Origin of the sequence: Arthrobacter woluwensis, assembly GCF_030816155.1 — a bacterium.
Classification (GTDB): Bacteria; Actinomycetota; Actinomycetes; order Actinomycetales; family Micrococcaceae; genus Arthrobacter_E; species Arthrobacter_E woluwensis_A.
Genome location: NZ_JAUSXR010000001.1, coordinates 2542869 through 2560936 on the forward strand (window position 1 = coordinate 2542869; position 18068 = coordinate 2560936).

At 66.0% G+C, this 18068-nt stretch carries 23 protein-coding genes; 4 read left to right on the forward strand and 19 right to left on the reverse strand.

The features are described from left to right. Positions 1-314 precede the first annotated feature (314 nt). The 10 genes from rpsI to QFZ52_RS11610 all read right to left on the reverse strand — a co-directional run bounded on the left by rpsI (position 315) and on the right by QFZ52_RS11610 (position 6893). Positions 315-821, reverse strand: coding sequence for a 30S ribosomal protein S9 (gene rpsI, locus QFZ52_RS11565; RefSeq protein WP_307497761.1), 507 nt, complete (start codon positions 819-821; stop codon positions 315-317). 37 nt (positions 822-858) lie between these two features. Further along, complete coding sequence (rplM, locus tag QFZ52_RS11570; RefSeq protein ID WP_066211456.1) at positions 859-1302, reverse strand: 50S ribosomal protein L13; 444 nt, start codon at positions 1300-1302, stop codon at positions 859-861. A 257-nt stretch (positions 1303-1559) separates the two neighbouring features. Then, positions 1560-2450 carry a tRNA pseudouridine(38-40) synthase TruA gene (truA, locus tag QFZ52_RS11575; protein ID WP_307497762.1) on the reverse strand — a complete coding sequence of 297 codons (891 nt, stop codon included), beginning with the start codon at positions 2448-2450 and terminating at the stop codon, positions 1560-1562. A 29-nt stretch (positions 2451-2479) separates the two neighbouring features. After that, entirely contained in the window at positions 2480-3019 is a 540-nt protein-coding gene (gene rplQ, locus QFZ52_RS11580; RefSeq protein ID WP_278267065.1) for a 50S ribosomal protein L17, read from the reverse strand. Between the two features lie 68 nt (positions 3020-3087). Continuing rightward, the gene (locus QFZ52_RS11585; protein ID WP_066211477.1) at positions 3088-4098 is read right to left on the reverse strand and encodes a DNA-directed RNA polymerase subunit alpha; all 1011 of its coding nucleotides are present in this window, start codon (positions 4096-4098) and stop codon (positions 3088-3090) included. Positions 4099-4225: 127 nt separating this feature from the next. Then, positions 4226-4627, reverse strand: a complete 402-nt coding sequence (rpsK, locus tag QFZ52_RS11590) for a 30S ribosomal protein S11 (RefSeq protein WP_066211479.1) — start codon at positions 4625-4627, stop codon at positions 4226-4228. 53 nt (positions 4628-4680) lie between these two features. Continuing rightward, positions 4681-5058: a 30S ribosomal protein S13 gene (gene rpsM, locus QFZ52_RS11595; RefSeq protein WP_066211481.1), complete on the reverse strand. Its 378-nt coding sequence runs from the start codon at positions 5056-5058 to the stop codon at positions 4681-4683. A 178-nt stretch (positions 5059-5236) separates the two neighbouring features. Beyond that, complete coding sequence (gene rpmJ, locus QFZ52_RS11600) at positions 5237-5350, reverse strand: 50S ribosomal protein L36 (protein ID WP_011775570.1); 114 nt, start codon at positions 5348-5350, stop codon at positions 5237-5239. A 58-nt stretch (positions 5351-5408) separates the two neighbouring features. Further along, positions 5409-5630 (reverse strand): translation initiation factor IF-1, encoded by a 222-nt coding sequence (gene infA / locus QFZ52_RS11605; protein WP_009358723.1) that lies wholly within the window; start codon positions 5628-5630, stop codon positions 5409-5411. Between the two features lie 231 nt (positions 5631-5861). Continuing rightward, on the reverse strand, positions 5862-6893 hold the full coding sequence (locus tag QFZ52_RS11610; RefSeq protein WP_307497763.1) for a P1 family peptidase: 1032 nt from the start codon (positions 6891-6893) through the stop codon (positions 5862-5864). Between the two features lie 248 nt (positions 6894-7141). Here QFZ52_RS11610 and QFZ52_RS11615 point away from each other — a divergent pair, with 248 nt between their 5' ends. The 4 genes from QFZ52_RS11615 to QFZ52_RS11630 all read left to right on the forward strand — a co-directional run bounded on the left by QFZ52_RS11615 (position 7142) and on the right by QFZ52_RS11630 (position 12175). Next, a complete protein-coding gene (locus tag QFZ52_RS11615; protein ID WP_307497764.1) occupies positions 7142-8125 on the forward strand; it encodes a carbohydrate ABC transporter permease in 984 nt (327 codons plus the stop codon). After that, positions 8122-8991 (forward strand): carbohydrate ABC transporter permease, encoded by an 870-nt coding sequence (locus QFZ52_RS11620; RefSeq protein WP_307497765.1) that lies wholly within the window; start codon positions 8122-8124, stop codon positions 8989-8991. The genes QFZ52_RS11615 and QFZ52_RS11620 overlap by 4 nt, the downstream gene beginning before the upstream one ends. Positions 8992-9076: 85 nt before the next feature. Continuing rightward, positions 9077-10423 (forward strand): ABC transporter substrate-binding protein, encoded by a 1347-nt coding sequence (locus QFZ52_RS11625; protein WP_307497766.1) that lies wholly within the window; start codon positions 9077-9079, stop codon positions 10421-10423. A 291-nt stretch (positions 10424-10714) separates the two neighbouring features. After that, the gene (locus QFZ52_RS11630) at positions 10715-12175 is read left to right on the forward strand and encodes a chlorohydrolase family protein (RefSeq protein WP_307497767.1); all 1461 of its coding nucleotides are present in this window, start codon (positions 10715-10717) and stop codon (positions 12173-12175) included. A 116-nt stretch (positions 12176-12291) separates the two neighbouring features. Here the strand turns inward: QFZ52_RS11630 and map are convergent, their stop codons facing one another. The 9 genes from map to rpsH all read right to left on the reverse strand — a co-directional run bounded on the left by map (position 12292) and on the right by rpsH (position 18063). After that, positions 12292-13122, reverse strand: a complete 831-nt coding sequence (gene map, locus QFZ52_RS11635) for a type I methionyl aminopeptidase (RefSeq protein ID WP_307497768.1) — start codon at positions 13120-13122, stop codon at positions 12292-12294. A gap of 126 nt (positions 13123-13248) precedes the next feature. After that, positions 13249-13842, reverse strand: coding sequence for an adenylate kinase (locus QFZ52_RS11640; protein ID WP_066211500.1), 594 nt, complete (start codon positions 13840-13842; stop codon positions 13249-13251). After that, positions 13839-15149, reverse strand: coding sequence for a preprotein translocase subunit SecY (secY, locus tag QFZ52_RS11645; RefSeq protein WP_066211503.1), 1311 nt, complete (start codon positions 15147-15149; stop codon positions 13839-13841). Before secY ends, QFZ52_RS11640 begins: the two co-directional genes overlap by 4 nt. A 178-nt stretch (positions 15150-15327) precedes the next feature. Further along, entirely contained in the window at positions 15328-15816 is a 489-nt protein-coding gene (gene rplO / locus QFZ52_RS11650; protein ID WP_066211506.1) for a 50S ribosomal protein L15, read from the reverse strand. Beyond that, entirely contained in the window at positions 15816-16022 is a 207-nt protein-coding gene (gene rpmD / locus QFZ52_RS11655) for a 50S ribosomal protein L30 (RefSeq protein ID WP_066211508.1), read from the reverse strand. The genes rplO and rpmD overlap by 1 nt, the downstream gene beginning before the upstream one ends. A gap of 3 nt (positions 16023-16025) precedes the next feature. Further along, positions 16026-16694 carry a 30S ribosomal protein S5 gene (gene rpsE / locus QFZ52_RS11660; RefSeq protein WP_174521246.1) on the reverse strand — a complete coding sequence of 223 codons (669 nt, stop codon included), beginning with the start codon at positions 16692-16694 and terminating at the stop codon, positions 16026-16028. A 29-nt stretch (positions 16695-16723) separates the two neighbouring features. Continuing rightward, positions 16724-17107 (reverse strand): 50S ribosomal protein L18, encoded by a 384-nt coding sequence (rplR, locus tag QFZ52_RS11665; RefSeq protein ID WP_066211516.1) that lies wholly within the window; start codon positions 17105-17107, stop codon positions 16724-16726. 2 nt (positions 17108-17109) lie between these two features. Continuing rightward, positions 17110-17646 (reverse strand): 50S ribosomal protein L6, encoded by a 537-nt coding sequence (gene rplF, locus QFZ52_RS11670; RefSeq protein ID WP_278267073.1) that lies wholly within the window; start codon positions 17644-17646, stop codon positions 17110-17112. 18 nt (positions 17647-17664) lie between these two features. After that, the gene (gene rpsH, locus QFZ52_RS11675) at positions 17665-18063 is read right to left on the reverse strand and encodes a 30S ribosomal protein S8 (RefSeq protein WP_066211521.1); all 399 of its coding nucleotides are present in this window, start codon (positions 18061-18063) and stop codon (positions 17665-17667) included. Between the last annotated feature and the right edge of the window lie 5 nt (positions 18064-18068).

An 18068-nucleotide genomic window follows, 5' to 3' on the forward strand; every position in this document is an offset into this window, starting at 1 on the left:
AAGGGCCGGTCGCTCTGCGACCGGCCCTTTGGGGGAAGACGACGCGCCCAGCGCTTGTGGAGCCAAGCGCTAAATCGCGCCGAGGCACCAAAAAAGCGGCTCGCGCTGCGAGCCGCTTTCTTGGTAGGCCGAGAATTCTGCGCTTGTGGAGCCAAGCCCTGATTTCTGCCGAGGGACCCGAAAGGGCCGGTCGCTCTGCGACCGGCCCTTGGGGGAAGACGACGCGCCCAGCGCTTGTGGAGCCAAGCCCTGAATCGCGCCGAGGCACCAAGAAAGCGGCTCGCGCTGCGAGCCGCTTTCTTGGTAGGCGCGATTTAGCGCTTGGAGTACTGCTGAGCCTTACGGGCCTTCTTGAGACCGGCCTTCTTACGCTCGATGACGCGGGCGTCACGAGTCAGGAAGCCGGCCTTCTTGAGGGTCGGGCGGTTGTTCTCGACGTCGATCTCGTTCAGGGAACGAGCGATGCCGAGACGCAGCGCGCCGGCCTGGCCGGAGGGGCCACCACCGTGGATGCGGGCGATGACGTCGTAAGCGCCCTCGAGCTCGAGGATGCGGAACGGCTCGTTGACTTCCTGCTGGTGCAGCTTGTTCGGGAAGTAGTTGTCCAGCTCGCGGCCGTTGATGGTCCACTTGCCGGAACCCGGAACGACGCGCACGCGGGCGATGGCTTCCTTACGGCGGCCGACACCGGAGCCGGGCACCGTCAGGGCCGGGCGCTCCTTCTGCTCGGAAGCCTGCGCCGGGGCGCTCTCCGAGGTGTAGCTGGTGGGGATTTCCTCGGCCTCGACGGCCTCGGTGGTCAGTTCTTCGTTCTGAGCCACGATTCTCCTTGAAAAATAAGTTGGGTGGTGGCCAGGACTACTGGGCGACCTGGGTGATTTCGAAAGTCTGGGGCTGCTGAGCGGCGTGCGGGTGCTCAGCACCGCGGTACACCTTCAGCTTGGTCAGCTGAGCGGCAGCCAGGGAGTTCTTCGGCAGCATGCCCTTGACGGCCTTCTGCACGGCCAGAACCGGGTTCTTCTCCAGCAGTTCGGCGTAGTTGACGCTCTTGAGGCCGCCCGGGTAACCGGAGTGGCGGTAAGCGCGCTTCTGCTCGAGCTTGGCGCCGGTCAGGGCCACCTTCTCGGCGTTGATGATGATGACGAAGTCGCCCATGTCCATGTGAGCGGCGAAGGTCGGCTTGTGCTTGCCGCGCAGGAGATTGGCGGTGTGGCTGGCAAGACGGCCCAGGACGACGTCGGTTGCGTCAATGACGTGCCACTGGCGATCAACATCGCCGGGCTTCGGGGTGTACGTACGCACGGTGTATGCCTCGTTCTTGTTCTGGCGTTCAAAGTAGTTTCAGCAGGCGTGAGTTCCTGCTGAAGGGTTCCTGTGCGACCGGATCAGAGGTGAGGGCTCTAGGGAACCAGTGAGACCCGAAGCTCGATAGCGCGACCAGATACACGATCCATGCAACAGAATCATCCGGCCGGCACCCAACATCGAGAGGGCACACGCACAACGACTTAAAACTTTATCGTTAATGACCCGTTCAGGCAAAAGCGCTCGCGTCGCCCTCAGTCCCGGAGGGCCCTGGTCTGGTCGGCGCGGGCCTTGAGCTGGTCGTCCTCGGGGTAGGCCACGCACTCCAGGACCAGGGGATGTGCCGGCGCCAGGACCGATCGCGAGTCACGCCGCTTCTCCAGCAGCCGTTCCCAGAGCCAGGGCGGCGGCTCGGCGCCCTCCCCCACGGTCAGCGTGGCGCCGATCAGCGCCCGCACCATGTTGTGACAGAACGCGTCGGCCTGGATGTGCGCCGTGATCACGCCGTCCGCGCCCCGCTCGAAGTCGAAGCGCTGGAGCTCGCGAACTGTGGTCGCCCCTTCGCGGGGCTTGCAGTACGACCGGAAGTCGTTCAGGCCCAGGAGCTGCGCGGCGCCGCGATTCATCGCCTCGGTGTCCAGCGGCTTCTTGTGCCACAGCACGAGCGAGCGGCCCAGCGGATCCCAGCTCCGCGCGTCGTCGGCGATCCGGTAGCTGTAGCGGCGCCACAGGGCGCTGAAGCGGGCGTCGAAGCCCTCTGCCGCGAGTTCCACGCTGTGCACGACGACGGCGCCGTTCAGGTCCCCCAGAACCTTCGCCAGGGTGCCGCGGAGCCTGCGCTGCAGCGTCTTGGCAGCGCCGTCCACGTTCCCGCGGCCCACGCGCTCCCACTCGGCCTCGGTGGTGTCCCAGTGGACCACCTGGCCGCGGGAATGGACGCCCGCGTCCGTGCGCCCGGCGACCGTGAGGCGCACGGGCCGGCGAAGGACCATCTCGAGGGCTTCCTCCAGCACGCCCTGGACCGTGAGCAGTCCCGGCTGCACGGCCCAGCCACGGAACGGGGCGCCGTCGTAGGCCAGCCCCATCCGGACACGAAGAAACCCGCCGTCACCGGTGGGGGTGACGACGGGTTCTTCGAACTGCATAGACCAAAGTCTACTGGGTGGAGGGCGCCTTACTTGGCGTCCTTCTCCTCAGCTGCTTCCTCGGTGGCCTCTTCGGCGACGGGAGCCTCGACGGTCTCCTCGACGACCTCAGTGGTCTCCTCGGCCGGAGCCTCGACAGCGGCTTCCTCGGCCGGAGCGGCCTTCTCAGCAGCCTTGGTGGCCTCGGCCACAACAGCCTGCTTTGCGGAGAGCGGCTCGAGCACGAGCTCGATCACGGCCATGGGGGCGTTGTCGCCCTTGCGGTTGCCGATCTTGGTGATGCGGGTGTAGCCGCCGGGACGGTTCTCCACCTGCTTGGCGATGTCGGTGAACAGCTCGTGGACGATGCCCTTGTCGCTGATCAGGCCGAGCACGCGGCGGCGGGAGGCGAGGTCGCCACGCTTGGCGAAGGTGACCAGACGCTCGGCGTACGGCTTCAGGCGCTTGGCCTTGGTGACCGTGGTGGTGATGCGCTTGTGCTCGAAGAGCTGAGCGGCCAGGTTCGCGAGCATCAGGCGCTCGTGAGCCGGGCCACCGCCCAGGCGCGGACCCTTGGAGGGGGTAGGCATAGTTCTATCTCCTAGATGGGTGGCTTCACCGGACCATCAACGGCCCGGGAGAACCAAAATCTGCTTTATCAGGCTTCTTCGTCGCTGAAGGTCGCGTCGTCCTCATCGATCGCGGCCGCGCGGGCGGCGAGATCGAATCCGGGAGGCGAATCCTTCAGAGAGAGACCCAGTTCAACAAGCTTGGCCTTGACCTCGTCGATGGACTTGGCACCGAAGTTCCGGATGTCCATCAGGTCGGCCTCGGAACGCGCCACGAGTTCGCCCACGGTGTGGATGCCCTCGCGCTTGAGGCAGTTGTAGGAACGGACCGTGAGGTCCAGTTCCTCGATGGCCAGCGCCATGTCGGCTGCCAGAGCAGCGTCCGTGGGCGACGGGCCGATTTCAATGCCCTCAGCGGCAACGTTGAGCTCGCGGGCCAGACCGAAGAGCTCGACCAGCGTGGTGCCGGCGGAAGCGACGGCATCGCGCGGGGCGATGGACTGCTTGGTCTCGACATCGACGACGAGCTTGTCGAAGTCGGTGCGCTGCTCGACACGGGTGGCCTCCACGCGGAAGGTCACCTTCATGACGGGCGAGTAGATCGAGTCGACCGGGATACGGCCGATCTCGGAGTCGCCAGCCTTGTTCTGAGCAGCGGAGACGTAGCCACGGCCACGCTCGATGGTCAGTTCGAGCTCGAACTTGCCCTTGGAATTCAGGGTCGCGATGTGCAGGTCCGGGTTGTGGAATTCCACGCCGGCCGGCGGAGCGATGTCCGCAGCGGTGACGACACCGGGGCCCTGCTTGCGCAGGTATGCGACAACCGGCTCATCGTGCTCGGAGGACACCGAGAGGTTCTTGATGTTCAGGATGATCTCAGTGACATCCTCCTTCACACCCGGAACAGTGGTGAACTCGTGCAGCACGCCGTCGATCCGGATGCTGGTGACAGCAGCGCCGGGGATCGAGGAGAGCAGGGTACGACGCAGGGAATTGCCGAGAGTGTAACCGAAGCCCGGCTCCAGCGGTTCGATGACGAACCGGGAGCGGTTTTCGGAAACGACCTCTTCAGTGAGGGTGGGGCGCTGTGCAATGAGCACTTATGTTTCCTTTCAGCGAGCATCCGCTATATGACGCAACACAGGTAGTGGAAATCGACGTCGTTCCGTCGGTCATGCCGTCACCGCCGCCCGAGGCGGTGATGACGGCATGACCAGGCCACTGCTACTAGACGCGGCGGCGCTTCGGCGGACGGCAGCCGTTGTGAGCGCTCGGGGTCACGTCCTGGATGGAACCGACCTCGAGGCCGGCGGCCTGCAGCGAACGGATAGCCGTTTCGCGGCCGGAGCCCGGGCCCTTCACGAACACGTCCACCTTGCGGAGACCGTGCTCCTGCGCGCGCTTCGCGGCAGTCTCAGCAGCCATCTGCGCGGCGTACGGGGTGGACTTGCGGGAGCCCTTGAAGCCGACCTCACCGGCGGAAGCCCAGGAGATCACAGCACCGGACGGGTCCGTGATGGACACGATGGTGTTGTTGAAAGTGCTCTTGATGTGCGCCTGTCCAAGCGCGATATTCTTCTTGTCCTTCTTACGCGGCTTGCGGACAGCGCCACGAGTCTTCGGGGGCATGCTTTTCTCCTACAGAAAGTTTCTTGGGAAACCCGGAGCTAAACCCAAGGGGTTTAGCGGCCGGCCTTCTTCTTGCCTGCGACGGTCCGCTTCGGACCCTTACGGGTACGAGCGTTGGTCTTGGTGCGCTGACCGTGGACCGGCAGGCCCCTGCGGTGACGCAGACCCTGGTAGCTGCCGATCTCGACCTTGCGGCGGATGTCAGCAGCCACTTCGCGGCGAAGGTCACCCTCAACCTTGTAGTTGCCCTCGATGTAGTCACGCAGCTGAACCAGCTCAGCGTCACTGAGGTCCTTGACCCGGACGTCCGGGCTGATGCCGGTGGCAGCCAGGGTTTCCTGTGCACGGGTCTTGCCCACGCCGTAGATGTAAGTAAGCGCGATCACCAACCGCTTTTCGCGGGGGATGTCAACGCCAGCGAGACGAGCCATGTTTGGCGGTACTCCTTGATTGAACCGGAGGTCGTAGGCAGTACACCCGCAGTTTCACTGCGGCCCCAGCCTCCGACCGGGGGTTAGCTGTCCGGGCCCATTACGTCCCAGCGCAGCTTGTGCTGCCTTATCTATTACTTGCGTGGGCAAGCAGTCCAGTGTGGTCCCCGAAGGGGAATCAGCCCTGGCGCTGCTTGTGGCGCGGGTTCTCGCAGATCACCATGACCCGGCCGTTACGGCGGATCACTTTGCACTTGTCGCAGATCTGCTTGACGCTCGGCTTGACCTTCATGGCTTTCCTTTGCGTGTTTGCAGTTGTCCTCTGCCACGGCGGACCGCGGCAGTGGTCTTTACTTGTAGCGGTAGACGATACGACCCCTGGTGAGGTCGTACGGGCTCAGCTCCACCACCACGCGGTCCTCCGGGAGGATCCTGATGTAGTGCTGACGCATCTTTCCAGAGATGTGTGCCAAGACGATGTGCTTGTTCGTCAGCTCAACACGGAACATCGCGTTGGGCAGCGCTTCGGTCACCACGCCTTCGATCTCAATGACCCCGTCCTTCTTGGCCATATCCTCCGCTAACTGTTGTGCCGGAGAGCACGGGTGTGCTCAGCAGGCAATGGGTGTTTTCCTGTGGGATCATTCCCACAGGCTGCCAGTCCATGCATTCCCACCCTGAAGTGGGCCGACCCCACACGCTCGGAAGCGCAGAGGGCATGACGGAACAGACAACCAACCATCAACTGTACGGCATCCGGTGCCAGAAGTTAAATCGGGCCATGATAGCCGTCCTTTGACGGATCACGCACCCCCATCGCCGAATGCCGGGAACGTCCCCGCCGGCGTCGTGATGGCCTCCGCCTGAGCCACGCCGTCCAGAATCGCCAGGCGGACCGCCTCGGCCGCGGCGCTCTGCAGACCGATCAGGAACGCGGTCCGGGCCGCCGGATCCAGCCCGGTCCAGCCTGCGGATCCACCGGTCGAGAGCGCGAACACCGTGTCCCCGTCGGCCAGGGTGTGGCTCGGGTTCAGGGCCCGCGCCAGGCCGGCGTGCGCCGCCGTCGCGGTGCGGCGGCACTGGGCGGCGTCCAGCGCGGCATTCGTCACGACGACGGCGAGCGTCGTGTTGAGCGAGCCTGCGCCCGGCACGGATTCGGGCACCGCCGCCTGCGAGTCGGGAGGAATCCTCCGCGCGCTCGCTCGTTCCTCGCTTGTACGCGCGCTGACAGGATTCCCTCGCTGCGCTGCTGCTGGTTCGAGTCCGATCGGAGAACCCAGCGCGTTGACGATCGCGAGCGCTCCGACCACGATGCCGCCGTCCAGGTGGACGGCCGACGTTCCGAGCCCTCCCTTGTACGCGCCCTGGGCGATCAGCGCGCCGGTTCCGGCGCCGACGTTGCCCCGCTCGACGTCGTGCCCCGGCTCGCGCGATCCGCCGTCCCGCGCCGCCCGGTACCCCATCTCCAGATCGGGGCGCGCGCGGAAGTCGCCTCCGCGCCCCAGGTCGAAGATCGCGGCGGCCGGGACGATCGGCACCACGCCGCCCTGCACCGGAAAGCCCAGGCCCTGTTCTTCGCACCAGAGCTGCGCCCCGCCCGCCGAGGCGAGTCCGTAGGCACTGCCGCCGGTCAGGACGACCGCGTCAACGGTCGGGACCAGTGTGCTGGGGTCCAGGGCGTCGGTCTCGTGGGTCCCGGGTCCGCCGCCTCTCACATCCACCGACCCGACAGTCCCGGGCGGCGGCAGCACCACGGTGACCCCGCTCAGCCATCCGTCGCCGACGTGTTCCGCATGACCCACCCGTACCCCGGGCACCTCCGTGATCCGTCCCATGCCTTCATTGTCCTCCCCGGCACTCCGGTCCACCGGGGACGCGTCGCAGGAACGCTCCCGGAACCGGGAGTCGCCCCTCGTTTGTGAACGCGAGGTGCCGCTCCGGTGGCCGTCCGGCGAACCGGCCCTGAAGTGTCCGGGAACTCTGCCCGGATGGCCCGGAAACCCGGGCCGCAACGCGCGCCGCTGTGGTGAAGTGAGCATGTCCTGCGCGTTCTGACGCAGGTTGGAACGACCCAGATTCCCTGATGACTGATACTGAGATTCCCCTTGCCCAGCGCCCCGTGACGCAGGCCCCTCCCCGGGCCGCCGCCGGCGCTCCCGCCCCAGCGACGGCGGAACGGAAACGCGGTTGGAGCCCCCGGCGCCGTCGTGACTTCCTGGTGTTCCTCGCCTTCGCAGCGCCGAACCTCCTGCTGATCGGCGTCTTCACCTACCTGCCGTTGCTGAACAACATCTACTACTCCACCCTCGACTGGACGCTCGGCTCGGCGGAGGCCACCGTGGTCGGGTTCGGCAACTACCTGACCTTCTTCACCAGCCCGGACGCGCCGCGTGTCCTCGGGACCACTGCCGTGTTCACCGTGCTCACGGTCGGCGGCTCGATGGTCCTGGGCCTCCTGGTGGCCCTCGCCCTGAACGCCAAGGTCAAGGGCACCACCTTCGCCCGCGCCGCGGTGTTCGCCCCCTACGTCCTGTCCGGTGTCGGCGTCGGCCTGGTCTGGCTGTTCATCTTCGACCCCGGCTACGGCGTCCTGGCCTGGATCCTACGCGGCGCCGGGCTGAAGAGTCCCGAATGGATCAACGATCCCCAGCTGGCGCTGGTCATGGTGATCGTGGTCTACGTCTGGAAGAACCTCGGCTACTGCGCCGTCGTCTTCCTCGCAGGCCTGCAGTCGCTGCCCACCGAGGTGATGGAGGCCGCGTCCCTGGACGGCGCCAACGGCGCGCGGCGGTTCCTGAGCATCTCCCTGCCGCTGCTCTCCCCCACCACGTTCTTCCTGCTCATCACCACCATGATCAGCTCGCTCCAGGCCTTCGACCTGATCCGGATCATGACGCCGCTGGGCAACGGCACCAGCACGCTCATCTACGAGGCCTATCTGCAGGCCTTCGGCGCCTACAACCGCGCCGGCTACTCGGCGGCCATCTCCGTGGTGCTGTTCGCCATCCTTCTGGTTGTCACCGTCCTCCAGCTGCGTTTCGTGGAGAAGAAGGTGCACTACGCATGAGCACTCTGACCGACGGCCGTCCCCGCGCCCTCAGCCGGAAGAACCTCGTGGCCACGCTCGCCGGCGGCTACATCCCCTTGATCGTGGCCACCCTGGTGGTGTTCCTGCCCCTGCTCTGGATGGTGCTGAGCTCCTTCAAGCAGCCCGGCGAGATCGTCACCACGGACCTGAAGATCCTGCCCCAGGCGCCCACTCTGGACAACTACCACACGGCCATGACCACCGTGCCGTTCGGACAGTTCTTCCTCAACAGCGTGATCGTCACGGCCGTGGGCTCCGCCATCAAGGTGAGCCTGGCCATCCTGACGGCCTACGCCCTGGTGTTCGTCCGGTTCCCGTTCAAGAACGTCGTGTTCGTGATCATCCTGGTGGCCCTCATGGTCCCTGCCCAGGTGTCCATCCTGCCGAACTACATCCTGATCGCCGGGCTGGGCGGGAAGAACACCCTGTGGGGCATCATCCTGCCGGGCCTGGGCACCGCCTTCGGGACCTTCCTGCTCCGTCAGCACTTCCTCACCCTGCCGGGTTCCATCCTGGAAGCCGCGGAGCTCGACGGAGCCGGGCACTGGCGCCGGCTCTGGCGGGTCGTGGTGCCGGTCTCCATCCCTTCGATCGCCACCGTGGGCCTCGTGACCGTGGTCAGCGAGTGGAACGACTACATCTGGCCTCTCATCATCACGGACCGCCCCGAGAGCATGACCCTTCCCGTCGGCCTGACACTCCTTCAGAACTCGGAGAGCAACGGCGCCGGCTGGGGCATCCTCATGGCCGGCTCGGTCCTGGTCATCCTGCCCGTCCTCCTCATCTTCGCCATGCTCCAGCGCTACATCGTCGCCGGCCTCACCCAGGGCAGCGTCACGGGCTGATCTCCGGCCCCACCCCGGGAGGCGCGCCTCCCCACCGACACCACACCAGCACCATCGCACCCCAGCATCACTGAAAGGTCACCTCATGAACACGCCACTGCGCCGTCGTCAATTCCTCGGCCTCTCCGCCGCCGCGGCCGTCACTGCCGCCCTGGCCGCCTGCGGCGGCCCCTCCACTGGGGGTGGCGGAGCCTCCCAGGCCGCCGCCGACACGGACTTCTCCGGCGTGAAGCCCGCCGCCAGCTTCGACTTCTGGTCCACCCACCCCGGGAAGTCCCAGGACGTCGAGAAGCAGCTGATCGAGAAGTTCCAGGCCAAGCACCCGGATATCAAGGTCAACCTCATCACGGGCGGCAAGGACTACGAGGAGATCGCCCAGAAGTTCCAGACCGCACAGGCCGCCAAGAGCGGGCTGCCGGCGCTCGTCGTCCTGTCCGATGTGTGGTGGTTCCGCTACTACATGAACAAGAGCATCATCCCGCTGGACAGCCTCATCAAGCAGCTCGACTTCAGCATGTCCGACTTCCGCGAGACCCTCGTGGCGGACTACGGCTACGACAACCAACAGTGGGCCATGCCGTACGCCCGCTCCACTCCGCTCTTCTACTACAACAAGGACCACTTCAAGGCGGCGGGCCTGCCGGACCGCGCCCCGAAGACCTGGGCCGAGTTCGCCGAGTGGGCGCCGAAGCTCAAGGCCGCGTCCAAGGCGCAGTTCGCCTTCATGTACCCGGCGCTGGCCGGCTACGCGGGCTGGACCCTGCAGAACAACCTCTGGGGTGAGGGCGGCGGCTGGTCCAAGGACTGGGACATCACCGCCGACTCGGACGCCAACGTCAAGGCGCTCCAGTTCGCTCAGGACTCCGTCTACAAGGACGGCTGGGCCGGCGTCTCCTCCAAGGACTCCGCGGACGACTTCTCCGCGGGCATCGCCTCCGCGACCCTGTCCTCCACGGGTTCGCTCGTGGGAGTGCTGCAGGGCGCCAAGTTCAACGTGGGCGTCGGTTTCCTGCCGGGCGGCTCCGCCTCGCAGAACCCGGTCTGCCCCACGGGCGGCGCCGGCCTGGGCATCCCCGCCGGTGTGCCGAAGGACCAGCAGCTCGCCGCCGCCACGTTCCTGAAGTTCGTGACCGAGCCGGAGAACACCGCGCTCTTCTCCGCGGCCACCGGCTACATGCCCACCCGCAAGTCCGCGGACATGACCTCGGCGCTGGCCAAGACGCCTCAGATCAAGATCGCCATGGACCAGCTGGCCGTGACCCGCAAGCAGGACAACGCCCGCGTGTTCCTGCCGGGCGCCGACCAGGAGATGGCCAAGGCTGCCGCGGCGATCCTGACCCAGAAGGCCGATGTGAAGAGCAGCCTCACCACCCTGAAGGGCACCCTCGAAGGCATCTACACCAAGGACGTGAAGCCGAAGATCGCCAAGTAGGGCATTCACGCTTCGGAGCACGACGGCGGCGGTCACCTCAGCGGTGGCCGCCGCCGTCGTCGTGTCGGGGCGTCGGTGCGTCGGGGTGCCCAGCCGCCGCGGCGGGCACAGTGGCGGGACACCGCGACAACAGCACGGCACTGCCATCAACCGCTGCAGGCCGGGATTTAGCACGTACGCGCTATGAACGGCGGAGCCTGCTGGTCCTGGAACACCGGGGATGCCATCCTGGTCAGGCGGGGTTCCCGACCGGTGACCCCACACTCCCCCAGCCATCCGAGGAGCATACGAGTGATCACCCGCATCAAGGCGGCCTTCATCATCGGCTACGCCGACGGTGATCATCGCATCCTGCCGGACGCCGAACTCGTCCACGAGGACGGCACCATCCTCTTCGTCGGCCGGGACTACTCCGGGCCGGTCGACCGGGAGATCGACGCGGGACTCTCGATCGTCTCCCCCGGTTTCATCGATCTCAACGCCCTCGCCGACATCGACCACGCGATCTTCGACTCCTGGCACGGGCCGAACACCCGGCTCGGCCTCCTCTGGTCAGAGCAATACCTCCAGGACCACGCGCCGGTCTTCACTCCCGAGGAACTGCGTTTCCGCCGCGAGTTCGCGCTCACACAGCTCGCACTCAACGGCATCACCACCCTCATGCCGATCGCGGCGGAGAGCTACCTCGACTGGTGCGAGGACTATGAGGATCTGGCGCGCCTGGCCTCGGCCGTCGAGGACATTGGCCTGCGCGCGTACCTCGGTCCCAGCTACCGCACCCACGTCCCCTACACCGACGGGACACGCGTGCTGCTGCACGAGGACGAGCAGCGGGGCCTGGACGGGCTGGCCGAAGCCATCCGCTTCGCGAAGGACCACGAAGGACGGGCGTATGGAAGGATCCGCACCGCCCTGTTGCCCGCCCGGATCGAGACGCAGACGGAGAAGACACTCCGGCTCACGCGCCGGGCGGCCGACGAGCTGGGGATTCCGGTCCGGCTCCACGCCGCGCAGGGGCTGTCCGAGGTGGAGACCATGATCGAGCGCACCGGGCTCCGCCCCCTCCCCTACCTCCACTCGATCGGCTTCCTGGGGGAACGCACTTTTATCCCGCACGCCTGGACGGTGCCCGGCCACCGTCATGTGCCTCAGGCATTCGGCGCCGGCGACGATCTCGCCCTCCTCGCGGAGACGGGGACGACCGTGGTGTTCTGCCCCATCCCCTCCGCCCATTACGGGAGCGTGCTGGAGGACTACGACGAGTACCGCGCCCGCGGGATCCGGGTGGTGATGGGCACCGACTCGGCGCCGCCGAACATGATCCGCGGCCTCGACCTCGCCATGGCCATGCAGAAGACCGTCACCGGAGACCGGGCGGCGGCCCAGGCGGGCGACCTCTTCCGCTCCGCGACCCTCGATCCCGCAGAAGCCCTCGGGCGGGACGACCTCGGACGCCTCGCGCCCGGCTGCCAGGCGGACTACTTCGTCCTGGATCTCACGGGACGTCACATCGGCCCATACCCAGACCCCATCCGCACCCTGGTCCTCAACGCCGACGGGCGGGACATCTCACGGGTCGTCGTCGCCGGCCGGACCGTGGTCGAGGACCACCGGATCATCACCGTGGACACGAGCGAGCACCGCCGCCGTGCGCAGGATTTCCTGAACCGCTACATGGCGTCGCTCAGCGCATCCGACCACGCCCACCGGCCCACGGTAGAACTGCTCCCGCCGAGCTTCCCGCTCGCCTGAGTGGGGCGAGCCGCACCAAGAAACTCCAGGGGCCCCTGACCAACCACGGTCAGGGGCCTCTGCGCAGGCTGTCACGCCGTCGCCGTCGCCCGTTCACGCGCGACGACGGGCCTGGCTCACGCCGGGATCGGCACCACGGTCACGCCCAGCTTGGACAGCTCGGACGCGCCGCCGTCGGGCGCCGTGAGAACCCAGATGCCCTCGCGGTGAACGGCCACCGAGTGCTCCCACTGCGAAGCGCGGGATCCGTCGGTGGTGACGACGGTCCAGTCGTCCTCCAGCACGGCGGTTTCGAGACCACCGCGGACCAGCATCGGTTCGATCGCGAAGCACATGCCCGGCTTGACCTTCGGCCCACGGTGCTTGCTGCGGTAGTTCAGGACGTCGGGCGCCATGTGCATCTGCGAGCCGATGCCATGCCCGCAGTAGTCCTCGAGGATGCCGAGCGGCTTGCCCTTCTGGGCAGACACGTAGTCGTCGATGGCGTCGCCGATGTCCCCCACGTACTTGGCGGTGGCCAGGGCCGCGATCCCGTGCCACATCGCCATACGGGTGACCTCGGAGAGGCGCTCGTCCTCCGGATCCCCCTCGCCCACGATCACGGTGCGCGCGGAGTCGGCGTTCCAGCCGCGCACGATGCAGCCGCCGTCGATCTTCACCACGTCACCCGGCTCCAGAGCGCGAGGGCCGGGGATACCGTGGACCACCTCGTCGTTGACCGAAGCGCAGATGTGCTTGGGGTAGCCGTGGTAGCCCAGGAAGTTGTACTGCGCGCCCGCCTCGTCCACCACTGCGGCGAAGACGGCATCCAGCTCATCGGTCGTGACACCCGGTGCGACCGCGGCCACGGCCGCGTCCAGGGCACGGCTGAGAAGCTCGCCGGCCTCCTGCATGATGCGCATCTGGGCGTTGGTCTTGTATTCGATCCGCGGAGAGTGGAATGCCACAGGTCTTCCTTCGGTTCCGGCCGCGCGTCACGCGGCCTTCTGGGTTACTGGCGTCGGGGCGGCCGGTCGAGGCCGACGGGGAAAAACCATGCCCCCGGAGTGTCTCCGGGGGCATGACAGGGATTTCTAGGCGCTGGCGGCTTCGTCCGCCACAGCCTCGGCGATGGCGGCCATCACGCGGTCCGTGACCTCGTCGATGGCTCCGATGCCATCCACGCGGCGGAGGATCCCGCGCTCGGCGTACTTGCCCACCACGGCTTCGGTCTGCTCGTGGTAGAGATCCAGCCGGTGGCGGATGACGGTCTCGTTGTCATCGCTGCGGCCGGTCTCCAGCGCCCTGCCGAGCAGACGGGTGACGAGTTCCTCATCGTCCGCGGTCAGCTGGAGCACCACGTCCAGGCGGGTGCCGGATTCGGAGAGGATCTGGTCCAGCTCGTCCACCTGCGCCACGGTGCGCGGGTAGCCATCGAGCAGGAAGCCCTCCGCCACGTCGTCCTGGCCGAGCCGGTCACGGACCATGCGATTCGTGACCGAGTCCGGGACGAAGTCCCCGGCATCCATGTACTTCTTGGCTTCCAGGCCCAGCGGGGTCTCGCCCTTGACGTTGGCGCGGAAGATGTCGCCGGTGGAGATGGCCACCACACCGAGACGATCGGAGATCCGCTCGGCCTGCGTTCCCTTGCCGGAGCCGGGAGGACCGATAATCAGCATTCTTGTCATCGCAAGAGCCCTTCGTAGTGCCGTTGTTGAAGCTGCGCGTCGATCTGCTTCACCGTCTCCAGCCCGACACCGACCATGATGAGGATCGAGGTGCCGCCGAAGGGGAAGTTCTGGTTGGCCTGGACCAGGACCAGGGCCACCAGCGGGATGAGCGCAACAATGCCGAGGTACAGCGCACCTGGCAGGGTGATCCGGGACAGCACGTACTGCAGGTACTCAGCAGTGGGACGGCCTGCCCGGATCCCGGGAATGAAGCCACCGTACTTCTTCATGTTGTCCGAGACCTCTTCAGGGTTGAAGGTGATCGAGACGTAGAAGTAGGTGAAGAAGATGATCAGCAGGAAGTACACCGCCATGTAGAACGGGTGATCGCCCTTGGTGAGGTTGTTGTTGATCCACACGACCCAGTCCGGCACGGGGCGCCCGTCCGTCGGGGTGTTGAACTGCGCGATCAGCGCCGGCAGGTACAGGATGGACGACGCGAAGATCACGGGGATCACGCCGGCCATGTTGACCTTGATCGGGATGTAGGTGGTGGTGCCACCGACAGTACGGCGACCGACCATGCGCTTGGCGTACTGCACCGGGATGCGCCGCTGGGACTGCTCGACGAAGACCACGAGGGCCACCGTCAGGAGGCCGACCAGCAGGACTGCGATGAACGTGCCCCAGCCCTTGGCGCCGATGATGCCGTTCATGGCGGGCACGAAGCCGGCGGCGATGGAGGTGAAGATCAGCAGGGACATGCCGTTGCCGATGCCCTTTTCCGTCACGAGCTCGCCCATCCACATGATGAGGCCGGTGCCTGCGGTCAGGGTGATGATCAGCAGGATCGTCGTGATGATGCTGTTGTCCGGGATCAGCGGCAGGGCACAGCCCTGGAACAGCTGACCGGAGCGGGCCAGGGACACCAGCGTGGTGGCGTTCAGGAGGCCCAGCGCGATGGTCAGATACCGCGTGTACTGCGTGAGCTTGGTCTGCCCGGAGGCGCCTTCCTCATACAGTTCCTGGAACCGGGGGATCACGACGCGCAGCAGCTGAACGATGATGCTGGCGGTGATGTACGGCATGATGCCCAGCGCGAAGATGGAGACCTGAAGCAGGGCGCCACCCGAGAACATGTTCACCATCTGCTGCAGGCTGCTGTTGCCCTGCGTCAGCTGGAGACACTGCTGAACGTTGTTATAGCTCACACCCGGTGCCGGGATGAACGCGCCGAGCCGGAAGATCGTGACGATGCCAAGAGTGAACAGCAACTTGCGTCGCAAGTCAGGGGTCCTGAAGGCACGGCCGAATGCGCTGAGCAAGCGTCCTCCTGAGGGATCTGTGAGGTAAAGGAGAGTGGGTTCCTGGTTGAACCCGACATCAGAGTCTAACCGTTGTGTCGGTCAGCCCCGTAATTCGTCGCGAATGCAGGAACTCCCGGCACCCGGACAGCTGTCCGGGTGCCGGGAGTTCTCAGATCGCGTTCAGCGGGTCCGGCTCTCAGAGAGCGGTGACGGAACCACCGGCGGCCTGGATCTTCTCAGCCGCGCTGGCGGAGAAGGCATCCACGGTCACATCGACCTTGACGGTGATGTCACCAGAGCCGAGCACCTTGACGGGCTGGTTCTTGCGAACCGCACCCTTGGCGACCAGGTCGGCCACCGTCACGGTGCCACCCTCCGGGAAGAGCTCGGAGAGACGGTCAAGGTTGACCACCTGGAACTCGACACGGAACGGGTTCTTGAAGCCGCGAAGCTTCGGCAGGCGCATGTGCAGCGGCAGCTGGCCACCGGCGAAGCCGGCCTTGACCTGGTAGCGCGCCTTGGTGCCCTTGGTACCACGACCGGCGGTCTTACCCTTGGAGCCTTCACCACGGCCCACACGGGTCTTCGCGGTCTTGGCGCCAGCGGCGGGACGCAGGTGGTGGATCTTCAGAGCGTGCTGCTTCTCTTCGGTCGCTGCAGGCTCAGCAGTCTTCTTCTCAGCCATTACTTCGCCTCCTTGACCTCTACGAGGTGCGGAACCGTGTTGAGCATGCCCACGGTCACGGCGTCGGCGGAACGGACCACGGAGTGGCCGATGCGCTTGAGACCGAGAGACCGGAGCGTGTCACGCTGGTTCTGCTTGGCGCCGATGACGCCCTTGATCTGGGTGATTTCCAACTGAGCGTCGGACGGAGTCAGGTTCTTTGCCATGGCTCAGGCACCTGCCTTCTGGTTGTTCAGAGCACGCACCAGAGCTGCGGGAGCAACCTCGTCCAGCGGCAGGCCACGACGAGCGGCAACAGCTGCCGGCTCCTCGAGCTGACGCAGAGCCTCAACGGTCGCGTGAACGATGTTGATGGCGTTGGAGGAGCCCAGCGACTTGGACAGCACGTCGTGGATGCCGACGCACTCCAGCACGGCGCGGACCGGGCCACCGGCGATAACGCCGGTACCCGGGGAAGCCGGACGGAGCATCACGACACCAGCGGCGGCTTCGCCCTGGACGCGGTGCGGGATGGTGCTGCCGACGCGGGGGACGCGGAAGAAGGACTTCTTGGCCTCTTCAACACCCTTCGCGATGGCGGCGGGGACTTCGCGAGCCTTGCCGTAACCGACACCGACCATGCCGTTGCCATCGCCGACCACCACGAGGGCGGTGAAGCTGAAGCGGCGGCCACCCTTGACCACCTTGGCGACACGGTTGATGGTTACAACACGCTCAACGAACTGGCTCTTCTCGGCCTCGCGGGCGTCACGGCCACGGCCGCCACGCTCGCCACGGCCACCACGTTCGCCGCGCTCACCACGACGGCCGCCACGGCGGTTGTCGTTGTTGGCAGCCTCAGTGGTTTCAGTTGCAACAGCGGCTGCAGCTTCAGTCACCTGGGTTTCCTTTTCGTTGTTCACTTCGGTCACAGCGCCAGACCACCTTCGCGAGCACCGTCAGCGACGGCGGCGATGCGGCCGTGGTACTTGTTGCCACCGCGGTCGAAGACCACGGCCTCAACACCGGCTGCCTTGGCACGCTCGGCGACCAGTTCACCAACGCGCTTGGCCTTGGCGGTCTTGTCACCTTCGAACGCACGCAGATCGGCTTCCATGGTGGAGGCCGAGGCGAGGGTCTTTGCCACGGTGTCATCCACGACCTGCACGAAGATGTGACGGGCCGAACGGTTGACGATGAGGCGCGGACGAGCCGGGGTACCGGAGATGCGCTTGCGGATACGCAGCTGACGACGGCTACGGGCCGAGGTCTTGTTCTTGCTGTTGCGCTTCTTGTTAATGCTGATGGCCATGGTTACTTACCAGCCTTTCCGACCTTGCGGCGGATGATTTCGCCGGCGTAACGGATGCCCTTGCCCTTGTAGGGGTCGGGCTTGCGCAGCTTGCGGATGTTGGCAGCGACTTCGCCGACCTGCTGCTTGTCAATGCCAGCAACAGAGAGCTTGGTCGGGCCTTCAACGGCAAACGTGATGCCGGCGGGAGCGACGACGCTGACCGGGTGGCTGTAGCCCAGAGCGAACTCCAGGTCAGAACCCTTGGCCTGCACACGGTAACCCGTGCCGACGATTTCCAGCTTCTTCTCGTAGCCCTTGGTCACGCCGTCGATCATGTTGGCGATCAGGGTACGGGTCAGGCCGTGCAGCGAGCGAGCAGTGCGCTCGTCGTTCGGGCGGGACACGGAGATCGTGCCCTCTTCCAGGGCCACCTCGATGGGGCTGGCCACGGTGTGGCTCAGTTCGCCCTTGGCACCCTTGACGGTGACAACGGCTCCATCGATCTTGACCTCAACGCCAGCCGGAACGGTGATGGGGAGACGTCCAATACGCGACATTCTTCTCTTCCTTTCCCGTTACCAGACGTACGCGAGGACTTCGCCGCCCACGCCCTTCTTGCCGGCCTGCTTGTCAGTCAGGAGGCCGGAAGAGGTGGACAGGATAGCGATACCCAGGCCACCCAGCACGTGCGGCAGGTTGGTGGACTTCGCGTAAACGCGCAGACCGGGCTTGGAGATACGGCGGACGCCAGCGATGGAACGCTCGCGGCTCGGACCGAACTTAAGGGTGATGGTCAGCGTCTTGCCGACGCGTGCCTCTTCTTCCTTCCAGTCCGAGATGTAACCCTCGGCCTTCAGGATGTCGGCGACGCGGGCCTTCAGCTTGGAGTACGGCATCGACACGGTGTCGTGGTACGCCGAGTTTGCATTGCGCAGACGGGTCAGCATGTCTGCGACGGGATCAGTCATGGTCATGAGGG

Coding starts and splice junctions, on each gene's coding strand:
- rplO (WP_066211506.1), bottom strand. CDS start 15,816: ATGGCTGAGAAGAAGACTGCTGAGCCTGCAGCGACCGAAGAGAAGCAG.
- QFZ52_RS11620 (WP_307497765.1), top strand. CDS start 8,122: ATGAGCACTCTGACCGACGGCCGTCCCCGCGCCCTCAGCCGGAAGAAC.
- QFZ52_RS11625 (WP_307497766.1), top strand. CDS start 9,077: ATGAACACGCCACTGCGCCGTCGTCAATTCCTCGGCCTCTCCGCCGCC.
- rplQ (WP_278267065.1), bottom strand. CDS start 3,019: ATGCCTACCCCCTCCAAGGGTCCGCGCCTGGGCGGTGGCCCGGCTCAC.
- rplR (WP_066211516.1), bottom strand. CDS start 17,107: ATGGCCATCAGCATTAACAAGAAGCGCAACAGCAAGAACAAGACCTCG.
- infA (WP_009358723.1), bottom strand. CDS start 5,630: ATGGCCAAGAAGGACGGGGTCATTGAGATCGAAGGCGTGGTGACCGAA.
- rplF (WP_278267073.1), bottom strand. CDS start 17,646: ATGTCGCGTATTGGACGTCTCCCCATCACCGTTCCGGCTGGCGTTGAG.
- QFZ52_RS11610 (WP_307497763.1), bottom strand. CDS start 6,893: ATGGGACGGATCACGGAGGTGCCCGGGGTACGGGTGGGTCATGCGGAA.
- rpsH (WP_066211521.1), bottom strand. CDS start 18,063: ATGACCATGACTGATCCCGTCGCAGACATGCTGACCCGTCTGCGCAAT.
- rpmD (WP_066211508.1), bottom strand. CDS start 16,022: ATGGCAAAGAACCTGACTCCGTCCGACGCTCAGTTGGAAATCACCCAG.
- rpmJ (WP_011775570.1), bottom strand. CDS start 5,350: ATGAAGGTCAAGCCGAGCGTCAAGCAGATCTGCGACAAGTGCAAAGTG.
- rpsK (WP_066211479.1), bottom strand. CDS start 4,627: ATGCCCCCGAAGACTCGTGGCGCTGTCCGCAAGCCGCGTAAGAAGGAC.
- QFZ52_RS11615 (WP_307497764.1), top strand. CDS start 7,142: ATGACTGATACTGAGATTCCCCTTGCCCAGCGCCCCGTGACGCAGGCC.
- QFZ52_RS11640 (WP_066211500.1), bottom strand. CDS start 13,842: ATGACAAGAATGCTGATTATCGGTCCTCCCGGCTCCGGCAAGGGAACG.
- truA (WP_307497762.1), bottom strand. CDS start 2,450: ATGCAGTTCGAAGAACCCGTCGTCACCCCCACCGGTGACGGCGGGTTT.
- rpsM (WP_066211481.1), bottom strand. CDS start 5,058: ATGGCTCGTCTCGCTGGCGTTGACATCCCCCGCGAAAAGCGGTTGGTG.